Here is an 18,155-nt window from a genome sequence, read left to right on the forward strand (position 1 = left end):
AACCGTGGGAGCGGTTCGGACGGGCCGGGCCCGGGGGAGCGGCGGTGCGGGGCCGGCCGGGGTCAGCGGGCGGGCGAGGCGGCGTCCACGGCCTCGACCGCGCGGACCAGCGAGGTCAGCTCGGGGTTGCGGGCGGCTTCGTCGAGCGCCTCGCGCAGTGCGGCGTCGTTGGTCGGCCGGGCCCGCTCCAGGAGCTTCAGCCCGTCCTCGCTCACATTGGTGTAGATGCCGCGGCGGTCGGTCGGGCACAGGTAGCGCGCCAGCAGGCCGCGGTCCTCCAGTCGGGTGACCAGGCGGGTGGTGGCGCTCTGGCTGAGCACGACCGCGTCGGCGACCTGCTTCATCTGCAGGTGCCCGCCCTCGCCGTCGTGCTGGCGGCTGAGCACGTCGAGCAGCGAGTACTCGCGCACGCTCAGGTCGTGTCCGGCCTGCAGGGCGCGTTCGATGTGGGACTCGATCCGGCCGTGCAGGAGGGACAGGGCGTTCCAGCCGCTGGCGAGGGCGGTGAGTGCGGGGTCCGTGGCGGTCATGGGGCCCGGCCTCCTTCCGGATGTGGCTGAGTCCAGGATAAGCCATGGACTGAAATATCGGCTAGAGCCTGTATAGCGCTTGTGCAAGCAATCTTCCCACGTGTGCCCGGGTGGGCACGGGTGGGGTGCCGGGTGCGAGACGTCGGGCGGCGCCCAGTGTTCGCAAGGCTTTGGCGTAAATGGTTCAGACCATTGACGCGAGGGGAAGGCAGCTCCTACGGTGTCGGGCAACCGGTCTGGCGCGGGCATGCCATATCTCCGGCAGGCCGCCGTGCGCACCCCCACGCGCACGCGCACGCCCCGCGCCGGGCGCACACTCCATCCACCCCCACGGAGGAGCACCATGCGCAAGCGCCATCTGATCGCCGCCGCCGCGGCCGCGATCGCCCTGCCGATCGCGGCGGCCCTGCCGGCCCAGTCGCACGGCTTCATCAACCTGCCGCCGAGCCGTTCCGCGCTCTGCGGCGCCAACGCCGTCCCGTGGGACTGCGGAGACATCCAGTGGGAGCCGCAGAGCGTCGAGGGTCCCAAGGGCTTCCCGGGTCGCGGCCCGGCGGACGGCACCATCTGCGCCGGCGGGGACGCCCGCTGGGCCCCGCTGGACAACCCCCGGGGCGGCGCCTGGCCGACCACCAGGGTGACGGCGGGCCAGCAGCTCACCTTCACCTGGGAGATCGAGGCCCGGCACTCCACCACGAACTTCACGTACTACCTGACCAAGCCCGGCTACAGCGCGAGCCAGCCGATCACCCGGTCCGCCCTGGACCTGACCCCGTTCCTGACCGTCCCCTACAACGGCCGCCAGCCCGCCGCCACCACCACCCACACCGGGACCCTGCCCACCGGCCGCACCGGCCACCAGGTGATCGTCGCCGTCTGGGAGATCGCCGACACCGGCAACGCCTTCTACTCCTGCACCGACGTCCAGTTCTGACCGTCCCCGGGCCGTCCCGACGGCCCTGACCGGTCGCGTCCCACCGTGCCCCACCGTGCCCGACCGGGCCCCACCGTGCCCGACCGCGTCCCGCCGACGCCGCCGCCCGACTCCGGACGGCGCCGGCGGGCCGCCCGCCCGACCGCACCGCAGGCCCCGGGCCCGACCCCCGGTCCGACCGCACCGCAGGCCCCGGGCCCGACCCCCGGCCCGACCGCACCGCAGACCCCCGCCCGGGCCGTGCTCGCGCGCCACAGAAGCCGCCAATGGGTACATTGGCGACATTTGGCAGCAGTGCCAGGCTCCGCGCGTCCACGAAAGAAGGCCGACCGCCTTCGGAAAGGGTCTCCATGCGCCCCGACCTCAGCCCCGCCGTCCTCGCCGAGCTGCGCCGGCCGCGGCCCTATCCGGTGGTGTCGATCCTGATGCCCACGCACCGCCGGGAGCCGGACAACACCCAGGACCCGGTCCGGCTGCGCAACCTGCTGGCCGAGGCGAAGGAGCGCGTCCAGGCGGACCCGGAGGTCTCCCGCGCCGACCGGATCGACGTGCTGGAACAGCTCGACCGGGCCCACACGGAGGTCGACCTGGTGCACGCCGAGGACGGCCTGGCGATCTTCGCCGCCCCCGGCGAGCACCAGGTCTGGTCACTCGGGCGCACCGCCCCCGCCCGGGTGGTCCTGTCCGACACCTTCCTCACCCGCAACCTGGTCGCCGCGCACGCCGCCGAGCGCCCGTTCTGGGTGCTCGCGGTCGCCGCCGACAAGGTGGTGCTCTGGGGCGGCACCGAGGAGCGGGTCACCGAGGAGAAGGGCCGGGGCTTCCCGCTGGTGCGCGTCTTCGACAACCCCGACCCCGAGCGCCAGGAGCAGATCGGCGACACGCCCAGCACCTTCCGCGACGAGGCGACCAAGACCTTCCTGCGCCAGGCCGACACCGAGGTCGGCAGGCTGCTGGCCGCCGCCCCCCGCCCGCTGTACGTGGTCGGCGAGGCCGCCGCGCTCGCCCTGCTGGACGCCGTCGGCCCGATCGCCAAGGAGTCCACCGCGCAACTCCCGCACGGCGGCCTGGCCCAGGCCGACGCCGAGACCGTCCGCAAGGTGGTCGAACCCGCCGTGCGCGCCCACGCCGACCAGGAGGTCGCCGAGCACCTCGCCCAGCTCGACAAGGCCCGCGGCGCCCAGCAGTTCGCGGCCGGCCTGGACGAGGTCTGGCGGACCGTCGGCGAGGGCCGGGTCGCCCGCCTGGTGGTCGAGGAGAACTACCGCGCCACCGTGCGCGACGAGGGCGAGCACCTCGTGCCCGCCGAGGCCGACCAGCCCGGCGCCCGCGAGGACATCGTGGACGAGGTGATCGAGCGCACCCTGGACACCGGCGGCCAGGTCGGCTTCGTCCCCGACGGCACCCTCGCCGACAGCGACCGGATCGCCGCCGTCCTGCGCTACTGACCCGCCCTCGACCGCGGCCGCCCCCTTCGTCGGTGGGCGGCCGCGGCGCATCGGAGGCACCCGCTCCCGTCGCACAGGGCGACCGTCCGGCCGGCCCGCCCCCACCGCGCGTCCGCCCGCCGCACCCCCCGGCAGCGCGAGGCCGCGCCCACGCGAGGCGTGGGCGCGGCCAGGGGAGTGCGGTCGTGACGGGGCTCAGCGGGTACGGCGGGCGCGGCGGGCGCGGATCAGCAGGAGCACGCCCGCGGCGACGGCGCCGAGCGCGGTGAGGCCGACGACGGGCAGCAGCCGGGCCGCGTTGCTACCGGTCTCGGGCAGCTGGCCGCCGTGACCGTGGTCGGGCGGGGGGACGTGGGTCGGGCTGTGGCCCGGGCTGTGGGTCGGGTGCGGCGAGGGGCTCGTGGTCGGACTCGGGCTGGGGCTCGGGCTGGGGCTCGGCGACGACGTCGGGCTCGGGCTGGGGCTGGGGCTCGGGACGGTGACCGGGACCTCGGTGCGGCAGCGCGCGTCCGTCGAGCCCTGCGAGCAGTTGTTGGCGTAGGTGCCGGAGGAGACGGCGTTGCGCAGGACCGCGTCGGCGGCCAGCGGGGAGCGCACGGTGACGGAGTAGTTGATGGTCACGGTGGCCCCGACGGGCAGGCCCCCGCTCCAGGTCAGCGCGGTGCCCGCGAACTGGACCTGACCGCGGTCCGCGGTGGCGTCGTTGTTGTACGCGGCGGAGTTCAGCACGCCCGACAGGTCGTCGGTGAGGGTCACCCCCGGGGCGTCGGTCCGGCTGGTGTTGGTGGCCTGGATCCGGTAGTGGACGGTGTCGCCGGGCTTGGCGGTGGTCGGGTCGGCCGTCTTGACGATGGTGTAGCCGGGCACGGCGGCGACGGTGTTGCGCACGGTGTTGCTGGTGCGCTCCTGGGCCCGCTGGGTCTGGCTGCCCCGGAACTGGAGCGTGGCCGTGTCGTCGAGGTGGGTGCCGACGGCGGTGGAGGCGTCGACGGTGACCTGGAAGGCGACGTTGGCCTCGGCGCCCGGGGGCAGGTCGGGGACCGTGCAGGTGACGGTCTGTCCACTGGCCCGGCAGGCCGGGTCGGAGGCGGGGACGAAGGTGGTGCCGGCCGGGATCGTGTCGGTCACGGTGACGCCGGTCGCGGTGTCGAGGTCGGTGCTGGTGCCGTCCTGGCGCCGGTTGGCCACCGCGAAGGTGTAGGTGATGGTCTCGCCGGGGCCGACCAGCCCGGGCGGGTTGTCGTCGGGGCTGCCGGGCGGGGTGTTGGCCTTGGTGATCCGCAGGTCGGGTTCGAGGGCGTCCAGGGCCAGCCAGGCCGCCTGCGGTTCCAGGGCGTCGCCGGCGCCGCTGATGCGCACCAGCGCCTGCTCGCTGCCGGCCGGGATCTTGCCGGTCACGTCGATGATCCGGGCGTCGTAGCCGTAGTTGTTGACCGGGTCGGGGTCGCGGGTGGTGATGTTGGCGCCGGTGCCGTCCGTCGCGACGTGGTCGATCCGGCTGGTGAACGCGTTGTCCGTGCCGATCCCGGTGGGGCCGGGCATCGGCAGCAGGGTCAGGTCGGTGGGCGTGGAGCCGACGGCCAGGGAGTCCCCGGCGATCGGCGCGTCACCGTCGCCCACGGTGATCCCCATGACGGCCCGCGGGGCCGTGGTGGCGGGGGTGCGGATGCCGCCGAGGGTGAGGGTCGTCGAGTTGTTGGGGTCGCGCAGCAGCTGGTAGCCGTCCCAGACCTGGAGGTAGCGCAGCGGCTCCGCCGTGTCCTCGTACGCGACCACCAACGACCAGCCGCCCCAGCAGCCCACGTTGTTGCCGCCGAAGTTCTGCGCGGAGGAACGGCCGCTGCACGCCTGGATGTCGGCGACGGTGTAGCTGCCCGCACCGGCCGCCCTGACCTCCGCCGTCACGTCCTTGACCGCCCCGCCGGCCAGCAGCGGCTCCGGCGGGTTCCCGCCCACCATCTGGTCGAACCAGTCGTAGGTGTCCGCGGTCACCTGCTGGTACCCGCTCGCGCCCGGGACCTTCCAGGAGACCCGGTTGCCCAGGTTGATGTCCCCGGACGTGCCGTTGGTGCTCGTCCCCGTCGGGTTGAACTGCCAGTACAGGCGCGCCGACAGGACGTTCGCCCCGGCCGGCAGCAGCAGCTGCGCCGAAGAGGCGTTGGGGCCCGGCGCGTTCGGGTCGACCTTGACGAACTTGGTCCGGCCGTTGTTCGACCCCTCGGTGTCCGAGCAGACCGTGCCGTCGCTGTCGTCGCAGGTCAGCACCGAGTTGGAGGCCATCGTGAGGTTGCCGTGCGCCAGCAGGTCGACCACCGGGTCCGGGCCGATCGGGCGCTGCGTCCCTGCCCCGCGCGGCTTCGGCCGCGCCGCCCTGCCCTCCGCCTTCGCCGCGGGCTGCGCCGCCGGCCGGGCCCGCACGGCCTCCGGCGGCCCCGCCGAGGCCGCCGGGGCCGGAACGCCCAGGGCGGCGGCACCCGCACCGAGCACCACCGCCAGCAACGCGGACAGGACGTGCGGCGGGCGCGGACGCACTCGTCGGACAGGTGACACGGGAACCTCGCTGTCGGGAGGTGACACGAACAGCAGAACCACGTACCTGCGCGGACCGGCGTCGACGCCTGCCGGACGGTTCTTTCACCCGCGTGGGGCAACACCGCTTGACGGCCCGTCCGAGGCGCGCGAACGGCCGGTACCCAGGATTCGGTACGGGGGATTGGGTAGCGCTACGCATTGTTCCCGCCCCCGCCCAGCCGGTTTCCTGGAGCCCGCCCCACACCGACGACCCTCACCCCCGGAGGTCGCCCCATGACCCGCCGCGAACGTCTCCGGCTCTACGCCGACACCCACTTCACCGCCCCCGACCCCGGGCTGGTCCTGCCCGCCCGCCGCAGCGGCCTGCGCCGGCCCGGCCTGGCCCGGCTGGCCCGGCTCTCCCGGCTCGTCGAACGCGCCGGGCACCACCGGCACGGCTGACCCCGGCGCCGGGCACCACCGGCACGGCCGACCCCGGACCGGGTCCCGCCCCTTGAGGGAGCGGGCGGGACCCCCCCTTTTTTCCCCTCCCTCAGCCGGTGCCCTCCGGGGCCCCGTCCGCGGCGGCCAACGCCTCGCCCAGTCCCGCCCGGCCCACCCCGAGCTTGCGCAGCGCACTCGCCACGTGGTGCTCGACCGTACGGGTCGACAGGAACAGCGCCCGGGCGATGTCCTGGTTCGCCGCGCCCTGGGCGGCCAGCGCCGCGACCTGGCGCTCGCGCGGGGACAGCCGCTCGCCGTAGCCGCGCCGCCCCGGCGAGGCCGCCCGGCCCAGGCCCAGCTCCCGCCGCAGCCGCTGGCAGCGGGCCGCGTCCGAGGCCGCGCCCAGCGCCAGATAGGCCCGCTCGGCCGCGGCGATCCGCTCCCCGGCCGCCGCCCGGTCGCCCCCCGCCGCCACGGTCGCCGCCCGCTCCTCGGCCCGCGCCTGCTCGTACGGGCGCCCGATCCGCTGCCACAGCCCGGCCGAGCGCACGAACTCCGCGCCCGCGCCCGCCGGATCCCCACCCGCGCCCGCCGGATCCGTACCGGCCAGCAGCAGACCGCCGGCGAAGGCCAGCGCCGCCCGGGCCGCCGGCGCGTCCCGCCCCTCCAGATGCGCCCGCGCCTGCTCGACCAGCTCCGCCGCACCCGCCGCGTCGCCCGCCGCCAGCAGCACCTCGACCGCCACCGGCAGCACCTCGGCGGCCCGCGGCCAGGCCCCGGCCCGGCGCAGCGCGTCCAGCGCCGGCACCAGCGTGGCCGCCGCCCGCGCGACGTCCCCCTCCGCCAGCTGCAGCCCCGCCAGCCCCGCCGCCGCCCGCAGCGCCCCGGTCACCTGCGACTCCCGCTCCCCGTACGGGCCCGCCTCCGTGAAGTGGTCGCGCGCCTCCGCGAGCCGGCCGCGCGCGGCCGCCAGCCGGCCCCGCAGCAGGGCCTGCTCGACCCCGGCCATCGCGAGGTCCGGGAACTCCGCACCCAGCGCGGCCAGCCGCTCCTCCAGCCCGTCCCACCGCCCGGCCAGACCGTCCAGCCGCACCAGCGCGATCCGGCTGTAGCACTCCAGATAGGGGATCGCCGCCCGACGGGCCAGGCGCCGGCTCTCCTCCAGCAGCCGCGCCGCCCGCCGGTCGTGGCCCAGCTCCACGGCGATCTCACCCGCGTTGTACAGCGCACGGGTGGTCTGCCGGACGATCTCCGGCCGCCGCGAGCTGCGCGGCAGCGCGTCCAGCCGCTCCCACACCGCGGGGTCGCCCTCGCGCGCCAGGAACGTCAGCCGGGTGGCCCGCACCGCGGCGGCCACCTCCTCGTCCGGGTTCGCGGCCAGCGTCCGCTCGGCCCGCTCCAGCCACTGCCGGGCGCGCTCGCCGGCGCCGTCGCGCTCGTTCATGGCCAGCGCCACCATCGCCCGGGCCGCCCGGCCCGGACGCTGCTCCAACTCGTCGAGGGACTCCTCCATCCGGTCGAAACCGGCCCGGTCCCCGCCGTGCACCGCCATCAGGAAGCCCAGCGACAGCCGGATCTCGCCGCGGTCGGGCACCGGCAGCCGCGGATCGGCGATGATCGCGGTCAGCGTCGCCGCGCTGGCCACCGAATCCACGCCGTCGGCGGCGATCCGCGCCAGCGCCAGCGCGGCCCGCCCGCGCCGCCGCGGATCGAGGTCGGGCTCGTCGAGCAGCCGGCGCAGCAGCGCGCCGGCACTGCCGCTGTCCCCGAGCGCCACCGCCTGGTCGGCGGCCGCCTCGGCCACCTCCTGCCAGGCCGCCCGGTCGCCGAGCGCCAGCGTGTGGTGGGCGATCTGCACCAGCGGCCTCGGCTCGCGCGCGCCCAGCGCCGCCACCGCCCGCCGGTGCAGCGCGCCGCGCCGCGGCCCCGGCAGCCGGCGGTAGGCCACCTGCTGCGCCAGGACGTGCCGGAACCCGTAGCGGGCCAGCGGCTTCTCGTTGAGCACCGCCGCCCGCAGCGCCTCGGTGAGGCCGTCCGCCGCGGCCTGCGGGTCGAGGCCGGCCACGGCGGCCAGCAGGTCCTCCCCGGCCGGCACGCCCAGCACCGCGGCGGCCGAGGCGATCGCGGCGGCCTCCGGGGACAGCGCCGCGAGCCGCTCGGTCACCGCGTCGCGCAGGCCGCGCGGCACCTCGGACTGCTCCAGGTCGGCGGCCAGGTCCGCGGCGTTGGTCAGCGCGCCGGAACCGCGCTGCTCGCACAGCGTGATCAGGTCCTCCTCGGCGACCAGCGGCAGGCCCTCGCTGCGGTCGAACAGCACCCGGGTGAGCGCCGCCGTCGCGCGCGGGCCCAGCGCCGCCCGGGCCAGCTCGTCGACCTCGGCCTCGGCGAGCGGGGCCAGCCGGATCAGCGCGCCGCCCACCCCGGCGGGGCGCCGGTAGGCCGCACCCAGTACGGGGGTGTCCGGCGCCAGGTCCTCGGCCCGGTAGGTGAGCACCAGGGCCAGCCCCGCCGGCACGTCCCGGGCCAGCAGCAGGAGCAGCTCGCGGGTGGCATCGTCCACCCAGTGCAGGTCCTCCACGACCAGCACCGTCTCGCCGAGCGCGCCGAGCAGGGCGCGCACCGCCTGGACCAGCAGCCGCAGCCCCGGCGTCCCCTCACCGGCGGCCGCGGGCAGCGGCGGCAGCCGGTCGGCGAGGTCGGGCAGCAGCGGGCGCAGTGCCCCGGCGCTGGCCGGGATGCGGTCGGCGGGCGGCAGGAACGGGCCGACGCCGCGCAGCGCGTCCACCACCGGGCCGAAGGCCAGCGGCTCGCGCAGAGGATGGCAGAAGCCGGTCAGCACCAGGCGGCCCGCCGCCGCGGCACCGGCCGCGGCCTCGGCCACCAGGCGGGACTTGCCCAGGCCGGCCTCGCCCTCGACCAGGACCACGGCGGGCGGGCGGAGCATCGCGTCGGTCAGGCGGTCCAGTTCGGGCCGGCGCCCCACGAACACGAAACCGGCGCCGGGCGATCCCGGCTCGACGGGCCGACTCACGGCCGTCCGGTCGGTTCGGGTGCGCGGCGCTCGCCGAGGAGGGGTGCGAAGGCCATGGGCACATCATGCCGTGACGGTTTCCGGCGGTACCCGCCGGGGCGCCCTCGCGGCGCAGGTGGTGCGGGCGGTGCGGTGCGTTCCCGCGGTGCGTTCCGGTGGTGCGTTCCCGTGGTGTGTTCCTGTGGTGCGGGAGGTGTGTCCGTGCGCGTACGGGCGGTGCGGGCAGTGTGTTCAGGCGGTCCGGGCGCGGACCGGCGGGTGTGGCGGCGGGACGTCCGGGCCGGGCAGTTCGAGTACCGCGCAGCCCAGCGCCTCCAGCCGGCGCACCGTCGCCCGGGCACTGCGGTCGTCGAGCGAGAAGACGAACGGCCCCGGCACCAGCACCACGTTCACCCAGCCCTGTTCGGCCCGCTCCAGCAACCGCTCCAGGGCGGGGTGCGGGTCGCCGGAGCGCACCCCGTCGTCCAGGAAGGCGGAGGGCACCGGCAGGCCGCGGTAGCGGGCCAGGCGCTCCAGCACCGCGCGCTGGTACTCCAGCCCCGCCGCGTCGGCGGGGTAACAGCGGAGGTACAGCGCGGGCCGGGCCGGGAGGCCGGGGTGCGGGGGGCGGTCGGTCATGTCGTTCACCTGCCCGGTGGGTGAGGAGTGCGACGGGAGGGGGGCGCCCGTCCACTCCAGCAGGCCCCGGTGAACAGTGCGGGATCAATAGCGGTCGCCACCCAATCGTGCGACCGCCGAACAGGTCACCGCCCCGCCCCGCAGGCCCCGCGGACCCCGGGCGGCGCTCGCGTTCCCGGCCGTCCCGGGGGCCCCGCGCGGCGCGCCGAGGCGCTCCGGGCCGTTGACGCGGCGTCAACAAGCTGGAATGAAGCACACGTTCGCACCAAGGAGGAAATCGGCATGATCGACAGGCGCACCTTCACCAGGGCCGTCGGACTCGGCGCGGGCACCACCGCGCTGTCCCTGGCCGCCCCACCCCTGCCCCAGGCCCAGGCCCAGGCCCGGGCCGCCGGTGCCCCCGCCCCTGCACCGGCCGCCGCCCCCGTCGGCGCCCCCGCCCCCGCCGCCCGGACCGGCTTCGCCCGCCTGGCCCAGATCCGGGCCGGCCTGCTCGACGTCGGCTACGCCGAGGACGGCCCGGCCGACGGCCCCGCCGTGATCTGCCTGCACGGCTGGCCGTACGACATCCACAGCTACGTCGACGTCGCCCCGCTGCTCGCCGCCCGGGGCTACCGCGTCGTCGTCCCGTACCTGCGCGGCCACGGCACCACCCGCTTCCTGTCCGAGCGGACGACGCGCAACGCCCAGCAGGCCGCGGTCGCCCTGGACGTGCTCGCCCTGATGGACGCGCTGGGCATCCGGCGGGCCGTGCTGGCGGGCTTCGACTGGGGCTCGCGCACCGCCGACATCATCGCCGCGCTGTGGCCCGAACGGGTCGAGGCGCTCGTCTCGGTCAGCGGCTACCTCGTCACCGACGTCGAGATGCAGAAGGAGCCGCTGGCGCCCGCCGCCGAGCACACCTGGTGGTACCAGTTCTACTTCGCCACCGAACGCGGACGGCGTGCCATGGAGGACCGGGACAAGCGCCGCGAGCTGTGCCGCCTGGTCTGGCAGCAGGTCTCGCCGACCTGGGCCTTCGACGACGCCGTCTTCGACCGCACCGCCGCCGCCTTCGACAACCCCGACTACGCGGCGATCGTCATCCACAACTACCGCTGGCGGCTGGGCCTGGCGGAGGGCGAGCACCGCTACGACCAGCTGGAGCGCCGCCTCGCCGCCCGTCCCCGGATCGCCGTGCCGACCGTGACCCTGGACGCGGGCCGCGACCCGTTCACCGCCCCCGGCGACGGCGCCGGCTACCGCGACTTCTTCACCGGCCCCTACCTCCACCGGAGCCTGCCCGAGATCGGCCACAACGTCCCCCAGGAGGCACCCGAGGCCTTCGCGCAGGCCGTCCTCGACGCCGACCGGCTCTGAGCGAGGAATGCTCCTGACGTCAGGAGGCACAGGGGCATGTCCTTTCGGCCAACGTCGGGCGAGCGGACTTTGCCTGTCAGGACAAACCCTCCGGGCAGTCCTGACTGAGAGTCTGGGGTGCATGGCCATCTCAACAACATTGTCCGAGGTCGTGGGCTCGGCGATACGCCCGGGTGACCCGGGACTGTCCGTCGGGATCTACACCGACGGGAAGCTGATCCACCAGGCGTCTGCGGGGCTGGCGAGCGTGGAGTTCGAGGCGCCGGTCGACACCCGGACACGGTTCGACATCGCCTCCATGAGCAAGCAGTTCACCGCCGCGGCGGCGTTGCTGCTGTGCCGGGACGGGCGACTGTCGCTGGACGACGACATCCGCACGCACCTGCCCGAGCTGAAGTTGGCGGTGCCGGTGACCGTCGGTCAATGTCTGTGGCACACGGGAGGTCTGCGGGACTGGCTGGCGCTGGCGACGATCGCCGGCCGCCCGCTGACGAGGATCACCCAGGACCGGACGCTGGCCTTCGTGGCAGGGCTGACCGAGGTCGACTTCGAACCGGGGACCGCGTTCTCCTACTCCAACACGGGGTACGTCCTGGTCGCCTCGCTCGTGCGGCGGCTCACCGGTCGCACCCTGGGGGAGTTCACCACGGACCGGATGTTCACACCGCTGGGCATGAACGAGACCGTGTTCCGCGAGGACAGCCGGGAGCCGTTGCCGCGATTCGCCTACGGGTACGACGTCACCCGCGGTGCCGTCCGGCGCGCCGACACCGAGGAGTCCGCGGTCGGCGACGGCGGCCTGGCCACCAGCGTCGCCGACCTGGCGCCGTGGTTCGGGTTCCTGCAGGACGGCCGGGTCCTGGGCGCCGACATCCGCGACGGGCTGGTGCGGCAGGTCGACTCCGGGGACGGGGAGGAGTGGCCGTACGCGCTGGGTCTCTACCACACGACGATCGCGGGCCACCCGGCGTTCGGCCATGCCGGCGGTGTCCCCGGGTACCGGTCCCAGCTGCTGTTCATGCCGGACGCCGACCTCGGCGTGGCGCTGCTGAGCAACAACTCCTCGATCGACTCCGCGAAGCTGGCCACTCGGGTGCTCCGGCTGGCCGCCGGGCTGCCCGAGGACGATCCCGTCGCGCTGATCGCGGACCCGGTGGCCGCCGAGCCCGCTGCCCGGCTGGCGGGGGACTGGCTGGATCCGCGATCCGGCCTCACCCTCCGGATCGACGCCGTGGGCAACGGCCGGATCCGCATCCACGACGCGCCGTCCGCCGGCGAGTTCGCCCCGGCCGTCGACGGCAGCTGGCACGGCCTGGAGGACAGCGCCGGCTTCTGGCTGCGGGTGTCGTCCGGCACGATCAGGATCGGATCGGTGTACCGCCCCGGCCGCGCCACGGAGTACCGGCGCTGTCCCCCCGCGGCTGCCGGTGCCGCACTGCCACCGGCCGTCTACCGCAGTCCGGAACTCGGTGTCCTGGCGACGGTCACCCGGGACGGCACGCTCGAACTCGGCCTGGAGTTCGTCGGGACGATCGAACCGGCACCGGACGGCGCGTTCCGCGCGGGCGGCCTGATCAGCCTGCGCCCCAGCGGCGACGACCTCCTGATCAGCACGCACGGTGTCCACCGGATGCGCTTCGTCCGACAGCCCGACGACACCGCCCCCCTGGGACTTCCCCCCGGCCTCAACCTCGTCCCCTGACGGCCCCCGTCCGCTGCTCGCTCTCCGCCGACCGCCCCGAGGTGTCCCTCATCGGCGCCCCCTTCACCCGACCCATCCCCTGACGAGGACTCCCCATGACTCCGACTCCGCCGAGCCGCCGGAAGGCCGCCGGGCCGAGCAACCACGTCGCCCCCCTGGTGGGCCACACCACCCCGCGGCCGGCGGTGGCCGGTCCGGAGAGGCAGCTGCCGCCGACCGGAACGACGCATGTGTTCCCGGCCGGTGAACAGGTGACCGCCGACGGTGAGTCCACCGGAGAGCGCCGAGGCCGGATGCCGCGATCGGAGCGGCGATGACAGCCCCCGCCGGGATCACCCTCGGGGTCGTGCTCGACAGCCTGGGAACCGACCTCCTACGGCCGCTCGCACTGCCGCGAGGCCGGGCGGTCGCCGTCGGGGCGCCCACGATCCATGACACCGACGCCCCCGGGACAGGGCTGACCGACGCGATCGTCCTGGTACCCGGCCGACTGACCGCCGACGTCCTGGAGCGGGCAGCCGAGCACCACGCCACGGCGGTGGTCATGCGAGCCGGCAGCACGGACACGGCAGCGCTGACACAGGCGGCCGAACGGACCGGAGTGGCGCTCCTGGAGCGCAGCGCCGAGATCTCCTGGGGGCAGCTCTACACCCTGATCGACGCGCTGCGTGCGATCACGAGCCCGGTGTTCGAGCCGAACAGGCACCGGTCCACCGACCTGTTCGCCCTCGCCAACGACATCGCCGTGCGCGCCGGCGGCGCGGTGGCGATCGAGGACCTGTCCATGCGCGTGCTGGCCTACTCCACGGTCCCGGGCCAACTGGTCGACGACCCGCGCCGTGACGGCATCCTCGGCCGCCGGGTGCCGGACCACCCGACCCACGCCGAGGAGTACGCCGCCGTCCTGCGCTCCGACACCGCGGTCTGGAGCTACGAGCCGAAGGAGTACCGGCCACGCCTCGCCATCGCCATCCGGGACGGTGGCGAGGCGCTGGGCACCATCTGGGTGCTCCAAGGCGATGAGCCCCTGACGGAGGAGGCGGCGGACGTCCTCGCCGAGGGCGCGCGGCTGGCCGCGCCCCACCTGGCCCGGGTCAGCCTCGCGGCGGACGCCGAGCGCCGGCAACGAGCCGAGCGCCTGGGCTGGTTGCTCCGCGGCCTGGGAGCGACCCGGGAGCTCGCCGACTCGTTCGCGATACGCTTCGACGCCCCGGCGACCGTGCTGGTGATCGGCCGCTTCGGCGAACCGGCCGGTCACGCGCGAGGCGTCTCGCCGGACTCCGCCGCCGAATACGTCGGCGACCTGCTGCGGATGGGACTCTCCGCCTACCGGCTGGGAGCCGCCGCCGGAGCGCTGGACGGTCAGGCCGTGGCGGTGGTCGACACGGCGTCCGACGCGCCCGTGATCCAGCTGATCATCGCGACGGTGCTGGCCCGGGCGAGCGACACCCTGGGCGGCGGCTGGCGGGCGGGGATCAGCCGCACCCTCCCCGGCCTCGCCGACGTCTCGACAGGGCTGAGCCAGGCCAGGCAGGCGCTCGAGGTGGTGTGCGGACCGTTCGGCAGGACGGAGATCGGACGGCACGACGAGCTGGCCGCCCCGATATTCCTGCGGGACGTCCACGAGGCGCTCCGGTACCGTCCGGCCCTGCACGGGGAGCCCCTGTCGACGGTGCTCGACCACGACGCCCGGCACGGAACGGAGTACGAGAAGACACTGCGCTGCTGGATCGCCGGGCACTACGACGTGCCACGGGTCGCCGAGGCCATGACGCTGCACCCCAACACGTTGCGGCACCGGTTGCGCCGGCTGGCCGAGCTGATCGACATCGACGATCCGGACCTGCGGCTGGCACTGGCGCTGCAACTGCGGCTACGGCTGCCGGACATCGGCACAAAGGAGGCCAGGTGAACTCGGGCCCGGACGCCAATGGCCCGGGGCGGCCCGCCGAGCAGACTCGTCGCACGGTCGATTTTCCTTCCGCCGGCGCGGAACGGGCGGACGTCCGAATCCGGTTGCTCCGGACCGTACCCGAACTCCAGCAGGCCGACGCGGTGCTGCGCGCCGTGTGGAACACCCCGGACATCGCCGAGCCACCGCTGGCCCTGGACGTGATGTGCGCGCTCGCCCACACCGGCGGCTACGTCGCGGCGGCGTATCTCGGGACGGCGATGGTCGGCGTGACCGCCGGATTCCGCACCATCGGGGACAGCCTGCACTCGCACGTGGCCGGCGTGCTGCCGGGAATGCGCGGGCGCGGGATCGGCGCGGCGATGAAGTCGCACCAGCGGGAGTGGGCCGCCCAGGCGGGCCTGTCGTCGATCTCGTGGACGTACGACCCGCTGATCCGCCGCAACGCCCACTTCAACCTGCGGCGGCTCGGGGCGGTCGCGGAGGCGTACCTGCCCGACTTCTACGGGCCGTTGGCCGACGGCATCAACGACGGCGACGACTCCGACCGGCTGTTCGTCAGCTGGCCGGTGCACGGGACGCCGCACGCACCGGCACCGCTGCCGGACCCGGCCGCGGCGGAACCCGTGCTCGAAGCGGACGGCAACGGTGAGCCCGTACCGCGCGCCGCGACCGGCGGCGTACTGCGTTGTGTCACCCCCGTGGACGCGGAGTCCCTGCGGCGAACGGATCCGGCCGCCGCCCGGCGCTGGCGGTCCGCGATGCGCCGGGCGCTCGGCGGCGCCCTGGAGAGCGGCTACCGGATCGACGGGTTCGACCGGTCCGGCTGGTACGTCCTGCGACGGAAGGAAACATCGGAATGAAGCTGCAGCAGGTGGAGTTGCGTGAGGTGGCCCTGCCCCTGGTCGCGCCGTTCCGGACCGCACTGGGAACCCAGGAACACCGGAACTCGCTGCTGGTCAAGGTCACCACGGCCGACGGAGCCGTCGGCTGGGGCGAGTGCGTGGCCGACGACGATCCGACGTACAGCGCCGAGTACCTGGCCGGGGCCCGGGAAGTGGTACGTGAGTTCCTGCTGCCCCGGTTGTCCCGGGCCCCCGGGCTGACCGCGGCACTGGTACCCGAGCTGCTCCGGCCGGTCAGAGGCAATCCGATGGCCAGGACGGCCGTCGAGATGGCGGTACTGGACGCCGAACTGCGGACCGCCGGCATCAGCCTCGCCCAGTACTTCGGGGCGACGCGCACCGAGCTCGCGGTCGGCGTGTCGGTCGGCATCACGGACACCGTCGACGAGCTGATCAGCGCCGTCGACGGCTACCTCCGCGCGGGCTACGCCCGGATCAAGCTGAAGATCGAACCGGGCTGGGACATCGAGCCGCTGCGAGCGGTCCGGGAGACGTTCGGCCCGGACATCGCCCTGCAGGTGGACGCCAACACCGCCTACGGTCCGGCGGACCAGCCCCACCTGCGCCGGCTCGACGCCTACGGGCTGACGCTGATCGAGCAGCCGTTCGCCCCCGACGACCTGCTCTCGCACACCCGGCTGGCGGCCCGCATGGACACCCCGATCTGCCTGGACGAGTCGATCACCTCCGCCCGGGACGCGGCCACCGCCATCCGGCAGGAGGCGTGCTCGATCGTCAACATCAAGCCCGGCCGGGTCGGCGGGTACCTGGAAGCCCGCCGGATCCACGACCTGTGCCTGGCGAACGGCGTACCGGTGTGGTGCGGCGGCATGCTGGAGACCGGGCTGGGGCGGGCGGCCAACCTGGCGCTGGCCGCGCTCCCGGGCTTCACCCTGCCCGGCGACATCTCGGCCTCGGCCCGCTACTACACCCGCGACATCACCGACCCCTTCGTCCTCCACGACGGCCGTCTGACCGTCCCCACCGGCCCGGGGATCGGCATCGTCCCCGACCCCGACGCCCTGCAAGCCGCCACCACCTCCACGGAACTCCTCACCGTCTGACCAGCCGTAGGGCCTCGGGCACCGCCGTGCGGTGCCCGAGTCAGGGGGCTCCTCCCCGGCAACCCCGCAGCTCGACACGGGATCCACGGACAGGCCCGACACGACAGGACATCAGCCGGCCGAGGGCCGCTCCCGCGCCGCGCGCCACCTCTCGGGTCGCAGCCGGAGGAACTCGTTCCGGCGGGTTGCCGCAGCGGGTTGAGCCCGCCGCGCGAGGATCACACCGGCGGCGTGCTCACCGGCTTCCCCGGCTTCCCGCGCCGACACCCCACCACTGTCACTCCGGAGGGCCACACGAGACGGATCAGCCGCGAGACCATCCTGAGGACGGCGACCTTCTGGCTCCGCCCGGCGTTCGCGCTGCGCGTGGTCAGCCGCTTCCAGCGACTCGTGGGCTTCGACCGCTCGATGGCCCTGGCCTCGGCCGCGCTCACCGCCCTGGTGCCGCTGGCCATCGTCTGCGGCACCCTCGTCGTCCGCCTGGGCGGCAAGGACGTCGCCCAGCGCGTCATCGACCGCTACGGACTCACCGGGGGCGGCGCCGAAGCCGTGCGCGACATGCTCTCCGCGTCCAACGACTGGGGCGCCACGGGGCTCTTCGGGATCGCCTTCCTCCTCGTCTCGGTGCTGAGCTTCGCGCGGGCCGCCCAGCGGCTGTTCGAGCAGGGCTGGGAGCTGGAGCCGCTGAGCGTCCGCAACACGGTCAACGGCCTCAAGTGGATCGCGCTGCTGGCCGGGTACGCCGCGCTGAGCGGCTGGGTCCACGCCGTTCTCGACCGCGGGCCGCTGGGGCTGGGAGCGGACGTCGTGGAGGCGCCGCTGACGGCGGCCTTCCTCGTCTGGAGCGGTCGGCTGCTGTCCGCAGGCAGGATCCCCCGGCTCGGCCTCGTGCCGTTCGGGTGCATTGCGGCGGTCCTGCTGGCCGGGTACTCGGTGGCCATGAGCGTCTACCTGCCGCGCCTCTTCAACGCCTCCACGGACCGCTACGGCGCGATCGGGGCGGTCTTCGCCATGCTCTCCGCCCTGTTCGGGGCCATGCTGGCGACGGTGGCCTCGGCGGCGCTCGGACGGGAGGTGCGGGACGAACTCGACAGGATCGGGCGCGGCGAGCGCCCGCCGGACGACGAGGTCCGCCAGCAGTGGGACACGGTGTTGCGGCTGGCGCGGTCGCGCTGGCAGACCACGCGCGGCCACGGCCTCCTGGGGCGACTGCCCCGGAGGCACTGACTGTCCGGCGCCCCTCGCCCCAGGTGGGCGAGGGGCGCTGCGGGGTGGGGCGGTCAGGCGTGGTGGTCGAATTCGCCGGTTTTGAGGCCGTGGAGGAGGGCGGCGAGGGTGGTGGGGGTGGTGCGGAGGATGAGGTGGCCCTCGTCGGACTCGCGGAGTTCGACCGCCCCGGCGACCGAACGGACCTCGACGCACTCATTGGTAGCGCCGCTGTAGCTGGACTTCTGCCAGGTGGACTCAGGCATTGTTGTCTTCCGTTTCCTTCCTGGCCGGGGACCTTTGCCTTCGCGGTGCGGTGGTTGCGCCCCTCGCCCGGGGTGGGCGAGGGGCGCTGCGGGGCGGGGCGGTCAGGCGTGGTGGTCGAATTCGCCGGCTTTGAGGCCGTGGAGGAGGGCGGCGAGGGTGGTGGGGGTGGTGCGGAGGATGAGGTGGCCCTCGTCGGACTCGCGGAGTTCGACCGCCCCGGCGAC

14 protein-coding genes are annotated in these 18,155 nt (G+C 74.9%); 9 read left to right on the forward strand and 5 right to left on the reverse strand.

The features are described 5' to 3' along the window. Nucleotides 1–62 precede the first annotated feature (62 nt). Complete coding sequence (locus tag ACWGKU_RS29580; RefSeq protein WP_452178872.1) at nucleotides 63–530, reverse strand: MarR family winged helix-turn-helix transcriptional regulator; 468 nt, start codon at nucleotides 528–530, stop codon at nucleotides 63–65. A gap of 343 nt (nucleotides 531–873) precedes the next feature. Between ACWGKU_RS29580 and ACWGKU_RS29585 the strand changes: the two genes are divergently transcribed. Both ACWGKU_RS29585 and ACWGKU_RS29590 read left to right on the forward strand, forming a co-directional pair. After that, nucleotides 874–1,464, forward strand: a complete 591-nt coding sequence (locus ACWGKU_RS29585) for a lytic polysaccharide monooxygenase (RefSeq protein WP_401052512.1) — start codon at nucleotides 874–876, stop codon at nucleotides 1,462–1,464. A gap of 350 nt (nucleotides 1,465–1,814) precedes the next feature. Continuing rightward, on the forward strand, nucleotides 1,815–2,912 hold the full coding sequence (locus tag ACWGKU_RS29590; protein WP_401052510.1) for a baeRF3 domain-containing protein: 1,098 nt from the start codon (nucleotides 1,815–1,817) through the stop codon (nucleotides 2,910–2,912). A 195-nt stretch (nucleotides 2,913–3,107) separates the two neighbouring features. On the opposite strand, the gene ACWGKU_RS29595 is transcribed toward ACWGKU_RS29590, so the two are convergent. After that, nucleotides 3,108–5,444 (reverse strand): DUF7927 domain-containing protein, encoded by a 2,337-nt coding sequence (locus tag ACWGKU_RS29595; RefSeq protein ID WP_452178871.1) that lies wholly within the window; start codon nucleotides 5,442–5,444, stop codon nucleotides 3,108–3,110. Between the two features lie 273 nt (nucleotides 5,445–5,717). Between ACWGKU_RS29595 and ACWGKU_RS29600 the strand changes: the two genes are divergently transcribed. Further along, nucleotides 5,718–5,885, forward strand: coding sequence for a hypothetical protein (locus ACWGKU_RS29600; RefSeq protein WP_452178870.1), 168 nt, complete (start codon nucleotides 5,718–5,720; stop codon nucleotides 5,883–5,885). A 91-nt stretch (nucleotides 5,886–5,976) separates the two neighbouring features. On the opposite strand, the gene ACWGKU_RS29605 is transcribed toward ACWGKU_RS29600, so the two are convergent. Both ACWGKU_RS29605 and ACWGKU_RS29610 read right to left on the reverse strand, forming a co-directional pair. Further along, a complete protein-coding gene (locus ACWGKU_RS29605) occupies nucleotides 5,977–8,898 on the reverse strand; it encodes an ATP-binding protein (RefSeq protein WP_452178869.1) in 2,922 nt (973 codons plus the stop codon). Between the two features lie 231 nt (nucleotides 8,899–9,129). Then, the gene (locus tag ACWGKU_RS29610) at nucleotides 9,130–9,516 is read right to left on the reverse strand and encodes a recombinase family protein (RefSeq protein WP_452178868.1); all 387 of its coding nucleotides are present in this window, start codon (nucleotides 9,514–9,516) and stop codon (nucleotides 9,130–9,132) included. 282 nt (nucleotides 9,517–9,798) lie between these two features. Between ACWGKU_RS29610 and ACWGKU_RS29615 the strand changes: the two genes are divergently transcribed. The 6 genes from ACWGKU_RS29615 to ACWGKU_RS29640 all read left to right on the forward strand — a co-directional run bounded on the left by ACWGKU_RS29615 (nucleotide 9,799) and on the right by ACWGKU_RS29640 (nucleotide 17,685). After that, nucleotides 9,799–10,875: an alpha/beta fold hydrolase gene (locus ACWGKU_RS29615; protein WP_452178867.1), complete on the forward strand. Its 1,077-nt coding sequence runs from the start codon at nucleotides 9,799–9,801 to the stop codon at nucleotides 10,873–10,875. 121 nt (nucleotides 10,876–10,996) lie between these two features. Continuing rightward, nucleotides 10,997–12,577 carry a serine hydrolase domain-containing protein gene (locus tag ACWGKU_RS29620; protein WP_452178866.1) on the forward strand — a complete coding sequence of 527 codons (1,581 nt, stop codon included), beginning with the start codon at nucleotides 10,997–10,999 and terminating at the stop codon, nucleotides 12,575–12,577. A gap of 313 nt (nucleotides 12,578–12,890) precedes the next feature. Then, a complete protein-coding gene (locus tag ACWGKU_RS29625; RefSeq protein ID WP_452178865.1) occupies nucleotides 12,891–14,489 on the forward strand; it encodes a PucR family transcriptional regulator in 1,599 nt (532 codons plus the stop codon). Between the two features lie 104 nt (nucleotides 14,490–14,593). Further along, nucleotides 14,594–15,352 (forward strand): GNAT family N-acetyltransferase, encoded by a 759-nt coding sequence (locus ACWGKU_RS29630; protein WP_452178864.1) that lies wholly within the window; start codon nucleotides 14,594–14,596, stop codon nucleotides 15,350–15,352. Next, nucleotides 15,349–16,458, forward strand: a complete 1,110-nt coding sequence (gene menC, locus ACWGKU_RS29635; RefSeq protein ID WP_380551940.1) for an o-succinylbenzoate synthase — start codon at nucleotides 15,349–15,351, stop codon at nucleotides 16,456–16,458. Before ACWGKU_RS29630 ends, menC begins: the two co-directional genes overlap by 4 nt. Nucleotides 16,459–16,689: 231 nt before the next feature. Continuing rightward, entirely contained in the window at nucleotides 16,690–17,685 is a 996-nt protein-coding gene (locus ACWGKU_RS29640; protein WP_452178863.1) for a hypothetical protein, read from the forward strand. Nucleotides 17,686–17,738: 53 nt separating this feature from the next. On the opposite strand, the gene ACWGKU_RS29645 is transcribed toward ACWGKU_RS29640, so the two are convergent. Beyond that, nucleotides 17,739–17,930: a DUF397 domain-containing protein gene (locus ACWGKU_RS29645; RefSeq protein ID WP_452191639.1), complete on the reverse strand. Its 192-nt coding sequence runs from the start codon at nucleotides 17,928–17,930 to the stop codon at nucleotides 17,739–17,741. Nucleotides 17,931–18,155: the final 225 nt, after the last annotated feature.

It is taken from the genome of Kitasatospora sp. NPDC054768, from assembly GCF_053612025.1.

Coding starts and splice junctions, on each gene's coding strand:
- menC (WP_380551940.1), top strand. CDS start 15,349: ATGAAGCTGCAGCAGGTGGAGTTGCGTGAGGTGGCCCTGCCCCTGGTC.
- ACWGKU_RS29585 (WP_401052512.1), top strand. CDS start 874: ATGCGCAAGCGCCATCTGATCGCCGCCGCCGCGGCCGCGATCGCCCTG.
- ACWGKU_RS29620 (WP_452178866.1), top strand. CDS start 10,997: ATGGCCATCTCAACAACATTGTCCGAGGTCGTGGGCTCGGCGATACGC.
- ACWGKU_RS29590 (WP_401052510.1), top strand. CDS start 1,815: ATGCGCCCCGACCTCAGCCCCGCCGTCCTCGCCGAGCTGCGCCGGCCG.
- ACWGKU_RS29600 (WP_452178870.1), top strand. CDS start 5,718: ATGACCCGCCGCGAACGTCTCCGGCTCTACGCCGACACCCACTTCACC.
- ACWGKU_RS29645 (WP_452191639.1), bottom strand. CDS start 17,930: ATGCCTGAGTCCACCTGGCAGAAGTCCAGCTACAGCGGCGCTACCAAT.
- ACWGKU_RS29580 (WP_452178872.1), bottom strand. CDS start 530: ATGACCGCCACGGACCCCGCACTCACCGCCCTCGCCAGCGGCTGGAAC.
- ACWGKU_RS29610 (WP_452178868.1), bottom strand. CDS start 9,516: ATGACCGACCGCCCCCCGCACCCCGGCCTCCCGGCCCGGCCCGCGCTG.
- ACWGKU_RS29625 (WP_452178865.1), top strand. CDS start 12,891: ATGACAGCCCCCGCCGGGATCACCCTCGGGGTCGTGCTCGACAGCCTG.
- ACWGKU_RS29615 (WP_452178867.1), top strand. CDS start 9,799: ATGATCGACAGGCGCACCTTCACCAGGGCCGTCGGACTCGGCGCGGGC.